This window comes from Bacteroides sp. NGMCC 1.200775 (genome assembly GCF_040798045.1).
Classification (GTDB): Bacteria; Bacteroidota; Bacteroidia; order Bacteroidales; family Bacteroidaceae; genus Bacteroides; species Bacteroides hominis.
This window is the reverse complement of the sequence record NZ_JASCQK010000004.1, coordinates 204053-227531: the sequence shown is the minus strand read 5'-3', so window position 1 is coordinate 227531 and position 23479 is coordinate 204053. Positions and strand designations below refer to the sequence as shown.

Below are 23479 nucleotides of genomic sequence, written 5' to 3'. Positions count from 1 at the left end.
AAACATAAAAAAAAGAGTGAGATTCTGTTTGATTCTCACTCTTTTTATTTAGCTTTGCACTACATGCATCATAAACAAGCATAAAACAAACACCGGAAATACAACAATTGCCGTGGGAAAGTTTATCAATATAGCGTTTATAGCAGTAGTAACCCTGTACTCTGCCACTACACATGCTGCCGATAAAGCAACAATGCACGTGTCAGCGCTCCAAAACCTGATTGACAACAGCCTCAATTATAGCAAAGAGGCTCCTAACGACAGTATCATCCGCTGGGGGCATGAACTGGCTCCTATCCTGAAAAAGCAGAAAGAATACAAAACCTTCTTCCAACTGAAACAGCTTATTGCGACTGCCTATGCCACTCGCGGAGACATGAACATGGCCATCGACCATGCCCGCCAGATGTACAAGGAAGCCAAAGAACTGAATTACCCCATCGGCATTGCCCTTTCCAGCCGCGCCATCGGGGATGCTTACCTCAACGCCAACATGCAGGAACCTGCCATTGAATCCTATAAGGAAGCCCTGGAATTGCTGGACAAGATACCGGGCAGCGAAATCCTCGAACAGGAAATACTTCCGAAATTCATTCTGACCCTGATCCAGACATCACACATGGACGAAGCACGTACCTATCTGAAAAGATTCGAGAACCTGCATACCGCCGCTCCAACTCCTACATTCCACTTTTTTTTATGTGCGTGTAAAGCTTACTATGACATTGAAGCAGGCAATCCGGAGAAAGGGAAAGCCAGTTTGGACGAAGCAAGGAAAATCAGTGACCAACTGAGATTCCTCTATCTCCGCAGTATCTTTAACTACATATTGGGGCAATACTACCAGGCTATCGGTGAGTATGGACTCGCCTTGCAACAATATGAACGCCTGATAAATACCCCTAAAGCACCCGCTCCCAACAAACACATCGGATTGCAGTTGGAGTGTGCGCAGCTACTGACTAAGATGGGAAGGACAGAAGAAGCCTGCCTGATCTACCAAAAGGCCAACGAACAAAAAGACTCGCTGAACGCTTTGAGTTATGCCCGGCAAATCAATGACCTGAGAGGCATGTACCAGATAGACCAGATGGAAATCCGGAACCAGATACAACGCAACCAGATCACCCTGTGGGTTATCATAGCTTCCATTTTCATATTAGTGCTTATTTTGCTGCTGATCGTCCGCATCCGGCAGGAAGCCAACCGCCTTCTCCATTCCAAAGAAGAGTTGGAGATTGCGCGCAAGTATGCCGAAAACGCCATACATACCAAAAGCCTGTTCCTATCCAATATGAGCCACGAAATACGGACACCGCTGAATGCCCTTTCCGGATTTTCGTCCATCCTGACCGAAGAGTCTATCGACAATGATACACGACGTCAATGCAACGACATCATCCAGCAGAATTCCGAGCTGCTGTTAAAGCTGATCAATGACGTGATAGATCTGTCGAGTCTCGACCCGGGTAAGTTGACTTTCAACTTTAAGGAATGTGACGCAGTCAATATATGCCGCAACGTAATCGATACTGTAGAAAAGGTGAAGCAAACCCAGGCCGGAGTCAGTTTCATCACTTCACTGGACAAACTGACTCTGCGTACCGACGAATCACGTCTGCAACAGGTATTGATCAATCTGCTGATCAATGCCACCAAATTCACCACCGAAGGCAACATCACCCTGACACTGGAGAAAGAGTCAGAGACCATGGCCCTGTTCACAGTAACGGATACCGGATGCGGCATCCCCCCGGAAAAACAGAATCAGATATTCAATCGTTTCGAAAAGCTGAATGAAGGGGCACAGGGAACAGGACTGGGACTCTCCATTTGCCAGCTTATCATCGAACAAATCGGAGGAAAGATATGGATTGACCCGGAGTACACCGGAGGTGCACGCTTCCGGTTTACACACCCCATCGGACCCACAAAAGAAGAGGAGGCAGAAGGATGAAACGATTCATACTGATCCTTATTGCATGCTGTCTGGCCTCAGGAGCGTACGCGGACGGACAAACAGAAGCCGACAGCCTGTATCGGGTGGCACAGACACTTCCGCATGATTCCACACGTCTGGAAATGCTCAAGAAACTGGCACAAATAGAACAGTTGACACCCAAATGTATCACATATTCAAACCTGCTGAGAGAAGAAGCAACTCTACAGAATAACGATAAATACAACACCATAGCCGCCTATCTGCACACAGTGTACTACTATAACCAAAGCAACCGGGACAGTGTAAAGAAATGGCTGGACATTATGGAGCCTTATGCCCGGAAGTCGAAAACCTGGGATCTGTATTTCGACGCTCTCCGCTTCCAGACAGACCTCTACACTTATGAAGAACAATATGAACTTGCCATCAACGAGGCAAACCAGATGTTCGAAAGGGCAAAGAAAGTGGACTGTGTCCGCGGACTGATCGGAGCCAAACAATGTCTGGGCAATGCTTATATCGGCACGGAGCGATGGGACGAGGGAATGAAAGCATTGGAAGAAGCCTATCAACTATCTTCGCGAACGGACAATGCCGTGGTACGGATCTCGATCCTTTGCCAACTGATTGCGGTAGCCAAGGATAAACAGAACAACAAACAGCTGTCCGAATACCTCGGAAAGTTAAAAGAGACTTTGCAACAGCACACTGCCACAAACCCGATGCTCAAAGAGGCATTTTATGATGTTTATCTGTTCGGTGAGGTGTACTATACCTATTATTATCTGAATACCGGCCAATCGGAACAGGCACACAAAAGCCTGGAAAAAGCCGGGAAATATCTTACTCCCAATACTTTCTTCATGTACCGGGTGCTCTATTACGATGCCTATGCAGCTTATTACCGAACTCGAAAAGAGTATGACAAAGCACTTGCGAAGATGGACTCTACCATCATTTTATTACAGGAAGACCGGAACAGCAATTATATCCACCAGCAGCTGTCTAAAGCCGATCTTCTGGTAGAAGCCGGGCGGAGTGCGGAAGCTCTTCCGTTGTATATCGGGACACTCCACCTGAAAGACTCCATCGAAACGACTATTTTCGATAAACAGATGCAGCAGATAAAGGCCAAATACAATATCGACAAAGTAGCTTTGGAAGAAGAACAGTTGAAAAGCGATATCCAACTGACGGCTTTGGTCATTGTCGGCATTGTCCTGGCAATCCTGATTGTCTTCATGCTTCGTATCTCGCACGTTCGTAAAGCATTGGAGCTATCGGAAAAAGAGACACGGAAAGCAACCCGTATGGCGGAAGAAGCCAACGAGATGAAGAACCGCTTTTTGTCGAACATGAGTTACCACATCCGTATCCCGCTGAACGGCGTAGTGGGCTTCTCGCAACTGATAGCTTCCGAATCCAACATGACCGACGAAGTCCGGAAAGAATACTCCTCCATCATCCAGAAAAATTCGGAAGAGTTGATGCGCCTGGTCAATGATGTACTCGATTTATCACGGCTTGAAGCAGGCATGATGAAGTTCAATATTCAGGAATACGGACTAACCGAACTCTGTAACGAAGCTCTCTACATGGCGCGTATGCGCAACGAAGAGAACATCTGTATCCGGCTCGGAAACGAAACAGCCCCCGGCCTGGACATCCGTATCGATACGGCCCGTTTCAGCCAAGCGCTGCTGAGTACTTTGACTTATCCGCAGAAGTGTGAAGAAAAACGGGAGATCGACTTCAAAGTGACCCATGACACAGAAAAGAACATGATCCGTTTCCGCATCATTAACTCCCCGTTGGCCGACGAAAGATTTACCTCACAGGAGGTATACATCCGCCACGAAATTAACCGGTTGTTGCTGGAGTATTTCGGAGGAAGCTATAAAGTACAGGCAAACGCAGGCGAAAAACCGACCATCCTCTTCACCTATCCGTTGGGAAAAAATTGACTTCTTTTCCCGGTGGCTCGTCAACTTCTGCAGAAAGTTGTATCTTTGCGGCCTGCAAACTAAAATCCTTATTTATGTATACCAACAAACAGATCTGGAGTGTCAGTTACCCGATTCTCCTGAGCTTGCTTGCGCAAAATGTCATAAATGTCACCGACACCGCCTTTCTGGGACGCGTCAGTGAGATAGCTCTTGGTGCCTCTGCCATGGGCGGGCTTTTCTATATTTGTATTTTCACCATTGCCTTCGGATTCAGTACCGGCTCACAGATCGTCATTGCCCGCCGCAACGGTGAAGCGCGTTATACCGACGTGGGGCCTGTCATGATCCAGGGAGTCTTGTTCCTGCTTGCCATGGCTCTTCTGCTTTTCGGCTTTACCAAAGCATTCGGTGGCAACATCATGCGCCTGCTGGTATCTTCCGAAAGCATTTATGACGCCACGATGGAATTTCTCGACTGGCGCATTTTCGGCTTTTTCTTCTCGTTTGTCAACGTCATGTTCCGGGCACTCTATATCGGAATCACCCGCACCAAGGTACTTACCATCAATGCGGTAGTAATGGCTCTGACCAATGTGGTACTGGACTATGCCCTGATATTCGGACACTTCGGATTGCCGGAGATGGGCATCAAAGGAGCCGCCATCGCCTCGGTAATAGCCGAAGCGGCTTCTCTGCTGTTCTTCCTGATTTATACGTATATCACCGTCGACCTGAAAAGATACGGTCTCAACCGTTTACGCTCGTTCGACCCGGCTTTGCTGATGCGCATCCTCAGCATATCGTGCTTCACCATGTTGCAGTATTTTCTGTCAATGGCCACCTGGTTCATTTTCTTCGTGGCTGTGGAAAGGTTGGGACAGCGTGAACTCGCCATTGCCAACATCGTACGAAGTATCTACATCGTCATGTTGATTCCGGTAAATGCACTGGCAACCACCACCAACAGCCTGGTGAGCAACGCCATCGGCGCGGGAGGCATCGAACACGTGATGCCCCTGATAAACAAAATCGGGCGTTTCTCTTTCCTGATCATGCTGGGACTGGTCATCGTAACCGCCCTTTTCCCACAGGCATTGCTTTCGGTATACACCAACGAGGCAGCGCTGATCAGTGAATCCGTACCATCGGTATACGTTATCTGCGCGGCCATGCTGATTGCTTCGGTAGCCAATGTGGTATTCAACGGCATATCGGGCACAGGCAACACTCAGGCGGCACTGATGCTCGAAGCCATCACCATCGCAATCTACGGATCGTATATCATTTTCATCGGAATGTGGGTAAAAGCTCCCATCGAATGGTGCTTTACAATTGAGATACTGTACTATACACTGTTGCTCGCCACAAGCTATATTTACTTCAAAAAAGCAAAATGGCAGAACAAAAAGATATAAAGTACAAGAGATTTTTGTACATTTGCGGCTGATTTCACCACAGATTACACAGATTAGCACAGATACTCTCTATTTCAAATACAAAATCCGTGTTAATCCGTGTAATCCGTGGTGGATTTTACACATCATTAGTAATTCATAATTCAAAGATATGTTCGACAATTTAAGCGAAAGACTCGAAAGGTCGTTTAAGATTCTGAAAGGTGAAGGCAAAATCACCGAAATCAACGTAGCAGAAACCCTGAAAGACGTGCGCAAGGCACTGCTCGATGCCGACGTTAACTATAAAGTAGCCAAAGGCTTCACGGATACGGTGAAGGAAAAAGCATTGGGACAAAACGTGCTCACAGCCGTAAAACCAAGCCAATTGATGGTGAAGATCGTTCACGACGAGCTGACTCAACTGATGGGTGGAGAGACTGTCGAGATAGATACCAAAGGCCAACCGGCAGTCATCCTGATGTCCGGTCTGCAAGGTTCGGGTAAGACTACTTTCTCAGGCAAGCTGGCACGTATGCTGAAAACCAAGAAGAACAAGCGCCCGTTGCTCGTTGCCTGTGACGTTTACCGTCCTGCCGCCATCGAACAGCTTCGCGTATTGGCCGAACAAATCGATGTACCGATGTACTCGGAAATCGACAGCAAAGATCCCGTTGCCATAGCTCAAAACGCCATCAAGGAGGCACGTGCCAAAGGTTACGACCTGGTAATTGTCGATACGGCCGGACGTCTGGCAGTCGACGAGCAGATGATGAATGAAATCGCAGCTATCAAGGAAGCCATCCAACCGAACGAAATTTTGTTCGTGGTAGACTCCATGACCGGTCAGGATGCCGTAAACACTGCCAAAGAGTTTAATGAGCGTCTCGACTTCGACGGCGTAGTGCTGACGAAGCTCGACGGTGACACCCGTGGTGGTGCCGCCCTCTCTATCCGTTCGGTTGTGAACAAGCCCATCAAATTTGTAGGTACAGGCGAGAAACTCGATGCCATCGACCAATTCCACCCCGCCCGTATGGCCGACCGCATCTTAGGTATGGGTGATATTGTTTCGCTGGTGGAACGTGCGCAGGAACAATATGATGAAGAAGAAGCCAAACGCCTTCAGAAAAAGATTGCCAAGAACCAGTTCGACTTCAACGACTTCCTCAGCCAGATTGGCCAGATCAAAAAGATGGGTAACCTGAAAGAGCTTGCATCGATGATTCCGGGTGTAGGCAAGGCTATCAAAGACATCGACATTGACGACAATGCTTTCAAGAGCATTGAAGCCATCATCTACTCCATGACTCCGGAAGAGCGCAGCAATCCGGCTATCCTGAATGGCTCGCGCCGTACACGTATCGCCAAAGGTAGCGGTACGACTATCCAGGAAGTGAACCGCTTGCTGAAGCAATTCGACCAGACCCGCAAAATGATGAAAATGGTAACCAGCAGCAAAATGGGCAAGATGATGCCGAAGATGAAATAAAACTGCACTTTTCGTCCCGAAAGCTTGACTTTGGCTTTGGGATGATGTATCTTTGTCAATGTAATCATTCAATAGATTCAATCAGAATGCAATAAAAGGAGGAAACCGTGGTTCCTCCTTTTTTTATGCACCTGACCGAAAGGAGAACCTACAGCCCGCAGCTTAAGCCTCCGAAGACGGTTGCTATACTCCCGAATGCCGGTTGCATTTCCTCCAAATGCTTACTGCATTTCGGCAAAACCCCGGCTCTACTTGTATCGGACCGAGGCTCTATCCTGAAAAGTACCTCCCTGCTTTCGCTCACTCCCCTCTTCCTGTTAATAATCTATAAAGCTACTCTTGACAAAAAACAGGAGATGGTAAATGATATTACTTTTGTCCGATACCATAAAAACATTGAATCAATGAAACACATTCTCTTCACTCTGGCGCTTGCTTCCGTAGCCGGGATGGTCAACGCACAACAAAATGGACACTCCTACACGGTAGAAGGGTTGATAAACGACTCTACTCTAAACGGACAGACTCTCTACATCAGCCGCTACGACGACGGAATGAAAGTAGACAGTACGCAAGTGGCAAACGGGCAATTTAAATTCACCGGAAAGGCAGATACCCCCTATTTCTGCCGCATCGATGCAGGAAGAGAATATGCCAACTTCATCCTCGAAGGCGGCAATATCCAAGTCAATGTACGGACCCATAACGATCCGAAAGGTACACCCATGAACGAGGAATACTCCCGTATGCACGATAGGACATCTGAAATGGTAGCCACACTGAAAAGCAAACATTCAGAAATAGAACAGCAAACAAAAGACAAAGCGGAACAACTCCGGCTTAAAAAAGAATATAGCCAAACTTACTGGCATGCAGCTTACACTCAGCTATACAAAGAGTTGTTCATGAATAATCCGGACAATGCATTAGGGGAATACGCCATCAGAAGTCTTATCATGTCCGCTTCTCCCGAAGAAATGGAACCCATTTTCGCTACTGCCGGTCCTTGGTTGAAATCGCTCCAGACCTACAAGCGCATCGAAAAACAATGCCAGGCAATGAAGGCCACGGCCATAGGACAGAAGTTTACCGATTTTAGCGGCAAGGCTGTAGATGGCTCCGAAGTCTCCCTCTCTGACTATGTGGGCAAAGGCACATATACATTGGTAGATTTCTGGGCAAGTTGGTGTGGGCCCTGCCGCGCCGAATCACCTCACGTAGCCCAACTCTACAATGAATATAAAGATAAAGGACTTACAGTTTTGGGAGTAGCCGTCTGGGATAAACCGGAACACACGAAAAAAGCAATCAAAGAACTCAATATCAACTGGCCGCAGATAATAGATACCGGCATGACACCCATGGACCTATACGGCGTTAACGGCATCCCGTTCATTATCCTCTTCGGACCGGACGGAACAATCATCGCACGTGACCTCAGGGGTGAAGCCATGATAAAGAAAGTGACTGAAGTACTCAATATTAAATAACCCAATAAACAGATAAGAAATGACTCTAATTGATGGAAAAGCCATCTCCGAACAAGTAAAACAGGAGATTGCAGCCGAAGTGGCAGAAATAGTAGCCCGGGGTGGCAAACGCCCGCATCTGGCAGCCATCCTCGTAGGACACGACGGAGGCAGCGAAACATATGTAGCCGCCAAAGTGAAAGCCTGCGAAGTGTGCGGATTCAAGTCGTCACTGATTCGTTACGAAAGCGACGTTACGGAAGAGGAACTGCTCGCCAAAGTACGTGAACTGAATGATGACGAAGATATAGACGGATTCATCGTACAACTTCCGTTACCGAAACATATCTCGGAACAAAAGGTAATTGAAACCATTGACTACCGCAAAGATGTAGACGGATTCCATCCGATCAACGTAGGACGTATGTCTATCGGACTGCCTTGTTACGTATCAGCTACCCCGAACGGCATCCTCGAACTGCTGAAACGTTATCAGATAGAGACCTCGGGTAAGAAATGCGTCGTACTGGGACGCAGTAACATTGTCGGTAAGCCGATGGCAGCACTGATGATGCAGAAGGCCTATCCGGGAGACGCAACGGTAACCGTATGCCACAGCCGTTCGAAAGATCTGGTGAAAGAGTGCCGGGAAGCGGATATCATCATCGCCGCACTGGGACAACCCAACTTCGTGAAAGCGGAAATGGTGAAAGAGGGTGCTGTAGTAATCGACGTAGGTACTACCCGTGTGCCCGATGCCAGCAAGAAATCGGGCTTTAAACTGACAGGTGACGTGAAGTTCGATGAGGTAGCTCCGAAATGCTCCTACATCACCCCTGTTCCGGGAGGTGTAGGCCCGATGACCATCGTCTCTCTGATGAAGAATACTCTGCTGGCAGGCAAGAAAGCAATCTATCAATAATCCTCTCTGCCCCCGTTTCCTCTTTTTCTGTGAGAGGAAACGGAGAGCGAAAGAGGTGGAACACATTCTTCAGAAAGAACTTTAATACCTGTTGCTTATGAAACATCTGATTCTTCTTTCCCTGTTTTTCTGCTCTGTATCTTGCAGCAGCAATGCACAAGAACAGCCCGTCCCTGTCCCGGCGCCCGATACGATATCTGCGCAGAAGATTACACTCCTCTTTGCAGGCGACTTAATGCAGCATCAGGCACAGATAGATGCAGCCCGGACCACCAAGGGATACGACTACACGGACTACTTTAAACTGGTAAAAGAAGAAATCAGTAAAGCAGACATTGCCATCGGCAACCTGGAGGTAACTCTCGGAGGAAAACCTTACCGGGGTTATCCCGCTTTCAGTGCTCCCGACGAATATCTGTCCGCCATAAAAGACGCCGGCTTCGATGTATTGATAACCGCCAATAATCATTGTCTCGACCGGGGCAAAAAAGGGCTGGAACGAACTATCCTGATGCTGGATTCGCTACAAATTCCTTATGCCGGAACTTACACTGACAGTACGGCCCGTGCTTCACGCTATCCACTATTGTTGGAACAGAACGGCTTTCGGATTGCCCTGCTCAACTATACATACGGCACCAACGGCATTAAAGTTTCTCCCCCAAACATAGTCAACTACATCGACAAGGCTGTCATGACACAGGACATTGAAGCTGCTAAGGCTCTGCATCCGGATGTATTGATTGCCTGCATGCACTGGGGGATCGAATATCAGTCACTGCCCAATAAGGAGCAGACCTCCCTGGCCGACTGGCTACTTAGTCAAGGAGTTACCCATGTGATCGGTTCCCACCCCCATGTAGTGCAACCCATGGAGCTGCGGACCGATACCCTCACCGGTCGGCAGAATGTAGTCCTCTACTCTTTAGGCAATTTTATTTCGAACATGTCTGCCCGTAAAACAGACGGCGGACTGCTATTTAAACTCGAATTAATGAAAGACAGCACGGGCATATCTGTCAGTAATTGCGGATATGGTCTGGTATGGACGGCACGCCCCATACTCTCCAAAAAGAAAAATTACGTTTTATATCCCGCAAGTATTCCGACAGACTCTTTATCGGCAGAAGAACGTAACCGCCTGAAAATCTTTATTAATGACACGCGTGAACTCTTCCGCAAGCATAACCGCGGAATTAATGAATACATTTTTTGAAGAAAAAAGTTCGCGAAATGTTTGCAGATTTAAAAAGAATCGCTACCTTTGCATCGCATTTGAGAGAGATGCTAACATGGTGGATGTAGTTCAGTTGGTTAGAGCGTCAGATTGTGGTTCTGAATGTCGCCGGTTCGAGTCCGGTCTTCCACCCAACGAAGAAGAGGAAATTCAATAATGAATTTCCTCTTCTTCGTTATATATCAGGCTTTCCAGAAAATTATATTACTTTAGAGGCAGGGCTTTGACCCTGCCTCTAAAGTAATATATAGTCATTAAAATGAAATATATTTTATCATGCCGCATTTAAAAACGCGGCATGACAAACTTATCATCAGGAGATGTAAAGGACAATCCCGGAACAGAACGACGCATATCTTTATAGGCATGTTCTTTAATCAGTGAATAATCTGTAGCATCCAGGGCATAGTAATAATCATCTTTATTTGTCGATAACTTTACAGTCCAATCAAACATATTTCCAAAGATGGTCAACTCATCTTTTGCCGGATCGAAACCGGGGAGAGCTGATTTCACCAAACTTCCATCACTATTGATAACATAAAAATGATGCTTGCTATCAACCATATACCCCAAAGTCCGGCGACTACGGAACTCAGTAATAAACACATATTCCGGCAAGACTCCTTCAGGCAACTGAATAGCTTTCACATACGGACGTCCCTTGGTGCACTTCAGATGGAACAGTTTATGGTTGGCATCTAAAACCAGATATCCCTCATCATAGTCTTTACGGGTAGTCGGATTGCCCGAAGCATAGCTTGCGGGAAAAGCAAACCCTTTCTGAACCAGCATATCCGTAAACAATTTGCTCTTCGCCTCATCTATACGATTCGTCTCCATACGAATAAATTCCATACCTTTATCGGTAAAACGGAATGCATCTTCGGGCATTTTTAAATCCACCCGTTTGGACATGGACTCCATCAGGAAATAAAGTCCTGTCTGGGGAGCATTGATGGCTGACGGCACACTCTTGAAAGTAAAGTTTGTCAATTGAATATCTTTCGGACTAACCGCCTTGCCACAAATGGTATCAGGGAAACGTTCGTCCGCCGTAAGCTGGCGTACATAGAGAGAAGGCAATAAACTGTCCACCTGCTGCTGTGTATATGTATTGCCTTTTGTATCATAGCGGTGAAGTTGCTTATTCTCATCCAGTTGTGTAATAACAAAATCACCAAGTACGGAACTATACATAGTAAAAGGAGCTTTGACAGGCTTCAGTGTGAGAAAAGCATAGCACCAAGGCAACTGCCATACAAGCAGAACAGCCACAGTAACATAAAAAAATATTTTGCTGAATCGAATCATGTTTGTTTGATTTTTTAGTAATAAACATTCAGTTAGTCTTGCTTACCGGCCTTGAACCGTACCACAGAAATCCACGAAAGAGAAGCGATAAGCAGCGTATAAAGTGTCAGCCAGGGCAAGAAACTATTATAAGCCTCCGCTCCCGGAGCCAGAAAGTAGACACGGAAAATCAATGCCGCAATAATCAGATTCAAAACCCTGCGTTTCCATGTGGGCTCCAGGCAAATCCATGAAACAAGCAAATAACCGGCAAATCCGGCAAGGAACCATGGAGCTGCAGATAATAAGATACGCTGCACCAACTCACTTGTAAAATGTTGTGGCAGATAAACTCCCATAATAATAAAACTCATAGCAAAACAGGTTACCAGTGCAAGTACACCATAGGCCAACATCGACATGACCATCTTCTTCTGTGAATAAGGCAAATGCAAAGTAAGTTTCAAACACTTACGTTGCATCTCGGGAAAAAACTGTACGGCAGCAAGCAAAATACCGATAAGTAAAGGGACAAATTGCAACAAATCAATAAATATAGCATCCTTCTGAACCATTACCACCCATAAATGATCGATTCCCTGTATGGCAATGGTGCGGCCAATACGAAGCATGGAATATCCTGTGATTCCTATCATAAAAAGAGTTGCCAGCAACAAATACCAACGCGTTTTTATCCACTCTTTATAAAATATGGCTTGTATCATATTTCTTCTATTTATTTACATATTAATACTTTCCGGTAAGGCCGATAAAGGCATCTTCCAGACTTACATTTTCGTGCTGCAAACCAGTAAAGGGAACTTGACTTTCCTTCAATAGTTTCTCCACATCCATGGGAGGCAAAAAAGAATACGTCTCCAAGGTCTGACGGATGACAGCCGGATGATAGCAAGTTGCCGGCAACTGAGGCTGATAACCCTCGGGTACAGTACAAGTATATCTTCTCAGCTCTTTCATCAACGTTTCAATAGGTTGTTGAATAAGGATAGAGCCATAATCCATAATAATACAATCATCAATCAACCGCTCCATATCCTGAATAATATGGGAAGTCAGGAAAACAGTCTTGTTCTCGGAACGGGCATAGTCACGCAAATAATCCACAAAAAGGCGGCGATAACCCGGATCAAGTCCTAAAGAGAAATCATCCAGAATCAACAACTCCGGATTTTGTGCCAGGATCAGTCCCAATGCCACTTGCGAACGCTGTCCGTTCGACATTCTTGAGATACGTTGCCCCGGAGCTACCTTCAGTTTATTCATCAAGTCATAATAAGCCTCCTTTTTCCATTGTCCCGGATAAAAAGAAGCATAAAACTTTTCTATCTGTGTGATATTCATAAACTGATATTGAACATGACCTTCCAGCAATAAGCCGATATTCCTGCGTAAAGCAGGGTCCATGGTCTGAATGTTCTCACCAAAGATGCGACATTCGCCCGAACGTGGCTGAAGATAACCGCTCAATATATTAATGGTTGTCGTTTTCCCTGTGCCATTTTTACCCAACAATCCCAAGATACGCCCTTGAGGTACTTCAAAACTCAAGTTCTCATAAATTTTACGTTGACCGTAATAATGAGTCAGGTTCTTACATTCTATAATTGCACTCATGCTTTATAAATCATTTTTCGTTTGTTATTAGAAACACGTCAGGAAAAGAATAGGAATCAGAATACCGGCCACCAACTCGACTCCCCCTCTGCCCCACAATCCTTTAGGACCTTTTATCATCACCATACCGCTGACAGTGATAATAATCAGACAGACAGCAAAGGCATCGGCAAACCAAGTCCACCACTTGCCCGGATTGAAATGGAGTTGTACCATGGAAGAGATCAGCGGACGGCGCTTCACCCCCTCGTAGACAGCATCTTTTGTCCGGGTATTAATCACCAGACTTGAACCTCCTTTCAGAAAAACCTTAATCCGATCCGGTTTCGGATAATAATATTTAGTAAAATTTCCGGCTTCGTCCAGTGGTTCCAACAAAGCCAAAATCATCTTCTCATTGACTTTATTCTTGTCCGACAGGTCCTCTGTTATTTTATATTCCGTTCGTGTCACTGTATAATGGGGATTTATGCTATCCCTATGGTTCATTACGATACCCGAAATAGCATAAATCAAAATCATTCCTGCAAAGAAGAAAGACAGATCACGGTGGATAATCCGGCTCCATTTGCGGAATGCAGCACCTTTATTCTGCGATCTCATAAGAACTGGCTTCCATATAGTAGAATGACAGATAATCTTTTCCGGTAGCAGCTTTTCTTTCTGCTATCTTTGCGCGAAAGTCTGCAATACGGGCTTCAGGAGTGTTGGCTGTTTCGCCGCGTGCTTTTTTTTCCGAATCACATCCGGCAGCAGTTTCTCCATGAGATTTTTCGGTCTGGGCTTTCAGTTTAGCTTCCCAGTTTTGCAAGTAAGCTTCATCTACCCGCTGTTCCTTTAACGTTCCGGTCACTGTGACAATGGCATTGATACATTTGGTGTCAAACGAACCCAAAGGTCCGGCTTCCACACGAATCGTTTTAGTATCATCACTGCCCATCAGGAATATTTTTGTAGCTCCGTGCTTGCAGGTATGTGTGCAGATTCCTTCTATAGTCACCTCCCGGTTAGCCAGTGAATCGGCATGCGCCAGCAGGTTATCGACGCTCAATGCCGCCGGAGCCGCCTGCTCCGTTTTTTCGGACTGACTCTGTTTGTTACTGTTTCCACAAGAAGTAGTAGTTACTAAAGCTGCCATTAAGGTTGCAGCAACCATAAACTTAATTTTCATATGCTAACTGTTTTTATTTTTTCAGAAAAAGATGCCCAGTGAACAAGCGGCATACTGGGCCGTTCCGCATTTTTTATAATATGCAGTCTGCCATTGAACAGACAAAGACAGGTTATACTGTTTCATGATAGGATAATCCCCTTGCAGACGAATCCCTACCATACTATAGCTATCAGATAAATAGTCAATATTCGCCAACAAAGTCTGGGCGGACGACTTCGTGGCCTCCAATCCCGGTAAAGAATATTCAGCCGATAAATTGGCATAATATCCACCGTTAGCTTCTGCGGTCAATCGCAGCTGCCTCTTCTGATACTGCAAACGGGCACGCAAAGAACCCTCCAGAGCAGACAGGTGAACAAACCGGGATACGGCGTTGTAATCCGTCTCCAACCGATGGTAGATTATGTTTGGAACAATTGCTCCTCCCCATACACCTTTATCGGTCAAAAGCTTCTCCCACAAACCACTTACGGCAATCCTACTATTCGTGACCTTCATTCCCGGAGATGTGCTGATTAATGCTCCATAGGAGCTTCCGCCCGCCTCTCCGTAAATATTCTCCGTTCCTTTACGGACTGTATAGCCTGCATCCAGTTTCACTGCAAGATGTTCTGCCTGCTGAAGTTCCCGCATCCAAGTCACGTTCCCTTTCAAATCAGTCGTATTCAATTCCAGCAAAGTGAGATTATTGGCATTGCTCAATTTCTTGTCCATCGACATACGGTCAATTGAGACTGTGGCCGATATCCCCTTCTCCGTATCAGCCGGCAGAATGCCTATGCTTCCTCCCCACCGGGTGCCTTGATGCTTCGTTCCGGTCTGGTTTCCGGCAAAACGTACATAATCCATGCCCAATCCCAACATATGGTATACCGAAGTGGAACCTTTATCTGCAAGGAATGAAATCTCACTTTTCTGTTGATAAAGCCGGAAATCTGCGGAAACTCCCAAACGATATGTCCCCAGACGATATCCTGCTCCCAAAGCAAAAGAGAGATCGGAAGCTGTATTACGCGGACGCGGATCTTTATCCCGATAATTATGAGACGCCCTGTAACCACCGGTGATTCCCCACGTCCAGGAACCCGACTCACTGGCGTAACCTCCATTGAAATAATAAGTTTCTCCTTTCAGGAAACCGCCAATGGAATCACCGGTCACGTAAGGAGCGATCAGTTTCCAGTCTATATTTTCATTCCATAACACATTCTCCTGCTTCTCACTCCTGTATCCTGCTGAACCGAATACACGATCACGTTCCGAAAGAATGACGAAAGAGTTGACATCTACCCCGATACGGGTATCCTTATCACCTTCCTGTTTCAAAGATGCTTTTCCTTTATCATGATAAGCTCCATTTACGTCCAGCCTTGTCCATGTATACGGAGTATAGTAATAATAAAGTGCCGGATTCCGCCATACCTCACCACGAAATCCGGTCGCGAATGAAGCGGTACGGATTACCTTATCGGACAGGGAGAGTGTGTCGGCAGTCTGCCCGAAGGCTTCCTGCCGACTCTCCACAAATAAAGCAATCAGCAACGTAATGATAATTCGGATTCGCATCATGAATAATAAAGATTTATATATCAATAGGATGGATTCAATTATTTGTTAAACAGGCTCGGAGTAGCTGCAGGTGTGAAATCAACGGTAGAGTTATTTGTATCCTGCAATACTTCCCGATCACCATCCTTATAGGCAGCTTTACGCATTACGCACTTTCCGATGTTTTCTGCAACGGTATTGTTCACACCGATATAAGTATGCCCCATATCCAACCCGGTAGAGGTAACATTCCACTGCCATTCATTGGAAGCACCTACATTTACAGCATCAATCACCCACTCATTGGGGAACTTATATTTGCTTTGCGGTTTACTGGCTGTTCCATTTTGCATGATATACGTATAGTTGTATGCATAGTCTGAAATATACTTTTCTTTAGTCATGCCTTTGGGTAATCTGCCGATAGCATAGGCGCGATTTCCCTGTTTATTCAACACCCAGATAGTTTTGGAATAACAATAATAAACATCCAGATTGGGAACAGCCGGATTATCCACATCTTGCTTCGATTCAATATACCACTCAAAATTGGCTTTACTTAAATCTATAGAATTCGGATTAGCCTCTTTATGATTGATCGCATTGTCACAAAGGATAAAGGACTCTCCCGGTTGTACCGGATAATCTGTTCCGCTGCCCGGCACCGCTACAACAGAGCCTACCGCAATAGCTTCATTCATAATATCCGGATCTACCGACTGATATTTCTGGGTAGTTTGGAATTGTGATTCCATAAATATCAATCCATCCGCATACAAAACTTTATCCGAGTTATTATAGATACGTACATACTGGTCGCCATTATATTGCTTGCCTGCTTCATTATAGGTTCCGGGAATAAATATCTCGGCAATCACAAAATCGGGGTCACCTGTATTGAGTACATGAACTTTCAGTTCCAACTTGTATGACCCTCCGGATACGGCCACATTCTGTTGCACTCCCTGTACATCGACTTCCACCGGAGTTCCATTCTGTGAGTAAGTTCCCTTACCAATGAAAGTTACATTATACAACCCGTCCGCCAATTCAATACTTTGAGCCGGATAGGCAATGTCTGTCTTGACAGATGTATTTACATTTTCAAAAGTATAGGTCCCACCGGTCAGTTGCAGACCCTCGATAGTTGTATCTACAGTAGTGGTAATACCTACAGTGGATATGCTCACTTTGTCATCATCACTACATGCGGTAAATCCCAGCATTGTCGCAAAAAGGATTGCGATTGTCAATTGATTCTTTTTCATCTTCATTTCTATTTTGTTTTATTATTCATTTACTAAAAAGTCAAGTTCATTTCCATACCGAAATAAGGCGATTCGGACGTTCTCCGTTGCAGTACGCCCCGTAACGTATAATCAGGATAAATACCCAAAAGCCGGTTTACATAAAAAGCCAGATTCAGATACTTACCGATCCGTTTACTCGCCTTCAGATTGATATCCATATAAAAAGGCACAGTAGTACGCTCAAAATAAGTGGCTGAATATTTCTCCACCAGATGCTGTAACTGAATATTGTTTTTATCTTCTTCGCGAAACGGATGCGTTTCACCGGATTGATCGATATAGCTTACCGGCACGCCGTTATTCCACAAGTTCCGTCTGTTGGTATACCAAGTGCATTGTGCCGACGTGGAGAAAGTAAGTCCCAAACGCTGTATATAGGTATCAAACATAAAGTTCGTATTGAATGCCTGGCTTTCTGTTCCGTTGTCCCCATTATACAACCCCACATATTTCAACTGTTTGTTGTCCAACAATATAGAAGAGGCCTTATATTTGGGAGAGTCCGAATTATAAACTGTCTTTATCCAGGCTCCATACATAGTGACGCGGGTCTTGAGCGATTCGATTCGTTTGGAAGCGAACTGAAACTCCACTCCTTCTTTACGCACCTTCATTACATTGCCTTGTGTGGAATACACATCCAGATTATATTCATTTGCATAAGTCAACTGAGAAAGTTGGGGAGGAGCCGTCAAAGCTGAGCCGTCGATACTTGCAGGATCATATAGCTTATACGCCAATGATTTATAATAAGTGATATCATCAAAAGCATTGTTCATCCGTTCGCGGAAATAAGTCATCGACAGACGGTTTCCCTTATAGCTGACGTCGGCCCGCACTTCCCATTTCATGTTACGTGCCGGTTCCAACTGATAGTTTGTATTATCCCATTTATACGTCATCATATTGATACGGCGATAATCCGGGTTGGTATGGTAATAATTCAGCTGGATCAAGTCTACATACTTAAAATCCGGATATAGCTGTGCGGTGGTCGGCATACGGCTGATCCAGCCCAAACCTCCCGAAAAGGCAACATTCCATCCGTTTGATACCGGCAAACTCCATTGCAAGTCCAGACGGAGATCGGGATATATCTTACCCTGCATCTTATATTTAGTGTCCAGCCCCAATAAGGACTGCAAGCGGATACCGGCCGTAAAAGCCAATTTATGTCTATTTACAGGAAGATTCAACACCTCCTCGGCATAGAAGGCGAAAGGTTGCAGCCCCGGTATGTCCTTAAAACGGCGCGGACGTGTACTCAAACTTTCACTGATGGGCCGTGTCACATCGAATACCTGGCCTTCTCCCAAATTCTTCTGATAATTCCATTCCACCCCTATATTCATTGCATTTTGCAGCATCCCCAGTGGAAAAGCCAATTGCGTACGGGCAGAAGCCGTAACATATAAAGGTTTACCGTCAATTTCCATCTGCGCCACATAATTATAAGGCAGATAGATGCCATCAGATTCTCCGGTCTCTGTCTGAGTAGCAATAGCGGCCGGACGATTCAGAGACACAGATTTCGTTTCACGCATCTTCTCCCACTGCCAACTGACAGAAGTTGCCGCGCTAATCTCACGAATCCACGAATGGTTAGGGAATTTCAGGTTCCATTTTCCTGCCATCTTCAAACTACTGAAGTCTGATTTATAAGAGTCCTCCTTTACGGTTGCATCTTTATCCCGTTTCGCATCATCAAACGATCCGGTATAGTCGGTACTGATATTCCAATGAATATTACGTTCATTCCATAACCATTTTCCATCCAGACGGGTGGAGGCTGTGAGACGGGTATAGTTTTTCACGCTGTTGCGCGGATCTATTTTTGAATCCAGATAGCTCAAATCGGCATTCAAAACATAACGTCCGTTCCCGTCCAACCGGAATCCTTTGCCCACTGAAAACAGTTTGCTGGTCTTATCAGCCTTGAAGCGTGCAGATAACGGACTTTCGCTGGTTTTACGCTGGATAATCACAGCGCCGTTTGCCACGTTACCATAAGCTACAGAGGGAATACCACGAATGATCTCCACCTTTTCAATATTATCAGTCGGAATGGTACGCATATCCAGTCCCTTTGACATCGTACTCGTCGCATTTACAGCAGAAGTGCTACTCGGCATATATTGCAGATTGGCATCCGTATTCTGAAAAATACCATCAATGTAAAATCCAACTCCCAATGAAGAGATATCTTCCGTATTACCCGTTTCACGTATACGAATCAGATTGGCCTGTCCCATCTGAGGATCAGCCGATTTTCCTCCGGGTATCAGTTCCATCAAATCACTGAAACTACTGGGTTGAAGATGTTTCATGGCAGTACGGTCGACTATGGAAGCACTGGTAGCACGCTTTGATTCGGAAGCAGTCACTACCACTTCGTTCAACGCCATGTTTGAGGGCTTTAAATGAAAGATTTCTGAAGTATTTCCAAGCACTTTAATCTCTTTTTCGGTAGAATCATACCCTAAATAAGATACGACGATCCGATAGGTCCCGGGCTTGATATGAAGAAGTTCAAAATGTCCGTTTGCATCTGTTATTCCGCCATAAGCAAACTGTTTCTCCACAAACAACTGAATGGTGGCATAATCCAATGCTTTATGAGTTTGTTCATCCAATACAGTACCCCGGAATACAAACGTCTGCCCCCACGCACGAGACACATTACAGCAAATTATAAATAAAAAAAGTATATATGCAATTTTACGAATCATCTCACCTTCTATTAGCTCGCAAAAGTACAATATACCTAAAGCGGGAACAATACCAAAATTTAGGTATAATATTGTATCTATATGCAAATACAATACCTATATTTGGGTGTTTTTCCTAATCTTTATCAATGCAAAATCACTTTTGATGAAATCCTTCCATTACAGGATTACCATTCTGGTATTAGTTATGACTCATTTTTATTTACTGTCCTAATCTTCCTCCAAACACGTTTATATATAGATAACATCCGGTCAAATGCGGGACGTTCCTATTTCGGCTTACCTCACAGGAAGCTTGATCCAATATATACCCCTATGAAATAACAATATATGAAACGCCCCTTAACAATATATGTAATCGGAATAACATATATTGTTAAGGGGCGTTTCGTGTATTCTACCCGACAGGTAGGATACAAAGTGTTTAAAGTCTGTTCAGGTGATTCTTACCTGTCGACCGCACACTCGGATTTCCTTTGTATGAAACTTCACCGCTTCCTTGAATATTAGTCACAAGTGTCTTTGTAGCTACACAGGTAATATCTCCGGAACCGTTGACACGGGCTGTTACATTCTCTGCATCCAACTTACGCGCATTAAGTTCTCCCGACCTGCTCAGCACCAGTGTGGCATCGCGGGTAGAACCGGACAGAGTCATATCACCCGAACCGGCCAATTGTGCAGCTACATTATTGGCACGGATACCCAATACATCCATATCACCCGATCCGCTCAATTTTGCCGTTACGGTCGATGTGGTATAAGCACTTCTTACTTTCAGATCACCTGATCCCTGAAGCATTGCACTGATTTCGCTCCCGGTAACACCGACAACATTCAAGTCACCCGAACCCTGCAAAGTCAGACTCACACTTTTAGCACGAATCTGTCCTTTCACATCAATATCTCCGGAACCTTTCAACAAAGCAGAAAAATCACCATTGCATGTTACATCTCCCGCAACGATGTCTCCCGAACCGGCCAATGATACCTCAAGTTCTTCTGCCTTCAGATTACCTAAATAGATATCGCCCGACCCCTGAAGGAAAACACTTCTTAAAGACGGACTGGAAACCAGGACTTTCAGCCGTCCCGCTTTACCATAAGAAATATTAGTATGTGGCTTCATATTCACTATCAGCGTACTTCCTTCTACCCGGCATTCTATCAAATCGACCAGATTGTCCGATCCTGTAACCTGAACCTTGGTTCCTCCCGACGACTGTGTGTATTCAATGGTCGGACTTCCTTTCAGCTGAATCCGATCGAATCCCGACACTTTAACGTTCTTCGTTATGTATTTACCACTTGCCACAATCGCTCCTTGGGCACTTACCAACGTTGCCGACATCAACAAAGACAGAAAAAGAAATGCACTGATCCCTCTCTTACGAATTGTTTTCATATTCATTCTATTTTTTGATTATAGCTATTAGACGTAACAAGTATCCGGAACGTTGCACAGAAACCTGTATTTCTTGCAAAAAAACGGATGGTTGCTTTCCTTAATACAGTTCCAAACCGAACTCTTCCTTCAGTTGCAACAATGCGCTGTTCTTTTGTGCCATCATCTGGAACTTTTCCACACGGCTGACGGCACGTACATTCTCCGTCGCTTCGCTGACACGAACGGTCATTGTCACTTTGCGGTTCTTTAATGAACCACGCAAATATGCTTGTATGTTGGGAATCAGTGCCGTGAAATCTTTCGCAATGATTTCATTGTCTACCACCACCTCAAAAGTCGTATCATTGAGCAATGACAGACGCATGTTCTGCATACGCATGGCAATCGCTTTCTGTTCTATCGGCATACGTCCGGCGTATTCCTGCCAGTAATAATTCAAATCGCGTTCATTGAAGATGAAATCTTCTTCAATCTGCTGTGTCTGCGCCTGGACAGTATGGACCGCTCCCGATCCCTGCTGCTCTTCCTCCTTCTGAGGATGCTTGATGGAAAGTCCGAGACTGGATTTCTTCATCACAGGAATCTTCTTTTCTTCTTTAAACTGTGCCATCCGTACCGCATCGGGCATAGCTCCCGGTGGAGAAACCGCTCCGCCCGGACGTATGTTGACAGCCGGAGAGGCAGTAGCTTGCTGGGGCGCAACCTGCGGAGCAGCAGGTGCAGCGACATTCGTACTCTGAGATTGCGAAGCGGCAGGTGCTACCTGAGGCTGCTGTGCAGCGGCGGGTTGCGTGAAGACGGGTTTTATGGCTTGTTTAGGGCCACGCCCACCACTGCCGTCATCCCCCTCAACGGTAAGCTGAGCAACCTGTATCAAGGTCAGTTCCACCAACAGACGTTTATTTTTGCTGGCACGATAGTTCATATCACAATCATTGCAAAGTTTCATGGCCCGGTACAGGAACGGCAATGTGCACTTCTGTGCCTGCTCCTGATAACGTTGGCGGATACTGGCACCTACCTCAAGCAACTGGAGTGTAGCAGCATCTTTACTCACCAACAAATCACGGAAGTGTGATGAAAGTCCGGTGATGAAATGGCTACCGTCGAATCCTTTGTTCAGTACATCGTTGAACAATAGTAAAGCATCACTTACCTTATTTTCAAGGAAGCAGTCTGTCAGGCGGAAATAGTATTCATAATCCAGCACATTAAGATTCTCAATCACACTCTTGTAGGTGATATTACCTCCGGTGAAACTTACTACCTGATCGAAAATGGAAAGTGCATCACGCATACCTCCATCGGCTTTGAGCGCAATCACGTTCAAGGCTTCAGGTTCGGCCGTGATTCCTTCTTTCGATGCCACATAAGACAGATGATTCACGGTATCATCCACACTGATACGGTTAAAATCGTAAATCTGACAACGCGACAAAATGGTAGGAAGGATTTTATGCTTCTCCGTTGTAGCCAAAATGAAAATGGCATGGCGGGGAGGTTCTTCCAATGTCTTCAGGAAGGCGTTGAAAGCCGAGGCCGACAGCATGTGTACCTCGTCAATGATATACACTTTATACTTACCTATCTGTGGCGGAATACGCACCTGTTCCACCAGTTGGCGAATATCGTCTACCGAGTTGTTGGACGCCGCATCCAGTTCATGAATGTTGTACGAGCGTTGCTCGTTGAAAGCGACACACGACTCACATTCGTTGCAGGCTTCGCCATCTGCCGTAAGATTCATACAGTTGATGGTCTTGGCAAAGATACGTGCACAAGTAGTTTTACCCACTCCGCGCGGTCCGCAGAACAGATAAGCATGCGCCAGTTTCTGGGTGGCGATAGCATTTTTCAGTGTAGTGGTCAGTGCCCGTTGCCCCACGACCGACTCAAAGGTGGAAGGACGATACTTACGGGCGGATACGATATAGTTTTCCATATTCCGGATGATCTCTGTTTTTTGAGTTTGTGCAAATG

At 45.5% G+C, this 23479-nt stretch carries 17 protein-coding genes and 1 tRNA gene; 8 read left to right on the top strand and 10 right to left on the bottom strand.

Translation table 11 applies throughout. The features are described from left to right. The first annotated feature begins 112 nt into the window (after positions 1-112). The 8 genes from QK890_RS12660 to QK890_RS12625 all read left to right on the top strand — a co-directional run bounded on the left by QK890_RS12660 (position 113) and on the right by QK890_RS12625 (position 10535). On the top strand, positions 113-1957 hold the full coding sequence (locus QK890_RS12660; RefSeq protein ID WP_193683452.1) for an ATP-binding protein: 1845 nt from the start codon (positions 113-115) through the stop codon (positions 1955-1957). Continuing rightward, a complete protein-coding gene (locus QK890_RS12655; RefSeq protein WP_193683451.1) occupies positions 1954-3906 on the top strand; it encodes a HAMP domain-containing sensor histidine kinase in 1953 nt (650 codons plus the stop codon). Before QK890_RS12660 ends, QK890_RS12655 begins: the two co-directional genes overlap by 4 nt. A gap of 74 nt (positions 3907-3980) precedes the next feature. Continuing rightward, complete coding sequence (locus QK890_RS12650) at positions 3981-5303, top strand: MATE family efflux transporter (protein ID WP_005780409.1); 1323 nt, start codon at positions 3981-3983, stop codon at positions 5301-5303. A 151-nt stretch (positions 5304-5454) separates the two neighbouring features. Further along, positions 5455-6774, top strand: a complete 1320-nt coding sequence (ffh, locus tag QK890_RS12645; RefSeq protein WP_005780411.1) for a signal recognition particle protein — start codon at positions 5455-5457, stop codon at positions 6772-6774. Between the two features lie 404 nt (positions 6775-7178). Next, positions 7179-8264, top strand: a complete 1086-nt coding sequence (locus QK890_RS12640) for a TlpA disulfide reductase family protein (RefSeq protein ID WP_269110005.1) — start codon at positions 7179-7181, stop codon at positions 8262-8264. A 19-nt stretch (positions 8265-8283) separates the two neighbouring features. Beyond that, positions 8284-9165, top strand: coding sequence for a bifunctional methylenetetrahydrofolate dehydrogenase/methenyltetrahydrofolate cyclohydrolase FolD (gene folD, locus QK890_RS12635; protein ID WP_101603355.1), 882 nt, complete (start codon positions 8284-8286; stop codon positions 9163-9165). 97 nt (positions 9166-9262) lie between these two features. After that, positions 9263-10381 (top strand): CapA family protein, encoded by a 1119-nt coding sequence (locus QK890_RS12630; protein ID WP_032535741.1) that lies wholly within the window; start codon positions 9263-9265, stop codon positions 10379-10381. Between the two features lie 78 nt (positions 10382-10459). Further along, positions 10460-10535 (top strand) — tRNA-His (locus QK890_RS12625). Between the two features lie 152 nt (positions 10536-10687). Here QK890_RS12625 and QK890_RS12620 read toward each other — a convergent pair. The 10 genes from QK890_RS12620 to QK890_RS12575 all read right to left on the bottom strand — a co-directional run bounded on the left by QK890_RS12620 (position 10688) and on the right by QK890_RS12575 (position 23441). Then, the gene (locus tag QK890_RS12620) at positions 10688-11716 is read right to left on the bottom strand and encodes a DUF4857 domain-containing protein (RefSeq protein WP_005807542.1); all 1029 of its coding nucleotides are present in this window, start codon (positions 11714-11716) and stop codon (positions 10688-10690) included. A 32-nt stretch (positions 11717-11748) separates the two neighbouring features. After that, the gene (locus QK890_RS12615; RefSeq protein ID WP_005807545.1) at positions 11749-12420 is read right to left on the bottom strand and encodes a hypothetical protein; all 672 of its coding nucleotides are present in this window, start codon (positions 12418-12420) and stop codon (positions 11749-11751) included. Between the two features lie 22 nt (positions 12421-12442). Then, entirely contained in the window at positions 12443-13330 is an 888-nt protein-coding gene (locus QK890_RS12610) for an ABC transporter ATP-binding protein (protein ID WP_005807547.1), read from the bottom strand. Positions 13331-13357: 27 nt separating this feature from the next. Next, a complete protein-coding gene (locus tag QK890_RS12605; RefSeq protein WP_005807549.1) occupies positions 13358-13933 on the bottom strand; it encodes a PepSY-associated TM helix domain-containing protein in 576 nt (191 codons plus the stop codon). Beyond that, positions 13917-14501 (bottom strand): hypothetical protein, encoded by a 585-nt coding sequence (locus tag QK890_RS12600; protein WP_005807551.1) that lies wholly within the window; start codon positions 14499-14501, stop codon positions 13917-13919. The genes QK890_RS12605 and QK890_RS12600 overlap by 17 nt, the downstream gene beginning before the upstream one ends. Before the next feature lie 21 nt (positions 14502-14522). Beyond that, positions 14523-16073, bottom strand: coding sequence for a DUF6850 family outer membrane beta-barrel protein (locus QK890_RS12595; RefSeq protein WP_005807553.1), 1551 nt, complete (start codon positions 16071-16073; stop codon positions 14523-14525). Between the two features lie 38 nt (positions 16074-16111). Further along, positions 16112-17326 carry a DUF4876 domain-containing protein gene (locus QK890_RS12590; protein ID WP_005780509.1) on the bottom strand — a complete coding sequence of 405 codons (1215 nt, stop codon included), beginning with the start codon at positions 17324-17326 and terminating at the stop codon, positions 16112-16114. A 26-nt stretch (positions 17327-17352) separates the two neighbouring features. Then, positions 17353-20091, bottom strand: a complete 2739-nt coding sequence (locus QK890_RS12585; RefSeq protein WP_032538010.1) for a carboxypeptidase-like regulatory domain-containing protein — start codon at positions 20089-20091, stop codon at positions 17353-17355. Positions 20092-20515: 424 nt separating this feature from the next. Beyond that, entirely contained in the window at positions 20516-21496 is a 981-nt protein-coding gene (locus tag QK890_RS12580; protein WP_032538082.1) for a head GIN domain-containing protein, read from the bottom strand. A 100-nt stretch (positions 21497-21596) separates the two neighbouring features. Then, entirely contained in the window at positions 21597-23441 is a 1845-nt protein-coding gene (locus QK890_RS12575) for a DNA polymerase III subunit gamma/tau (RefSeq protein ID WP_032531692.1), read from the bottom strand. Positions 23442-23479 lie beyond the last annotated feature (38 nt).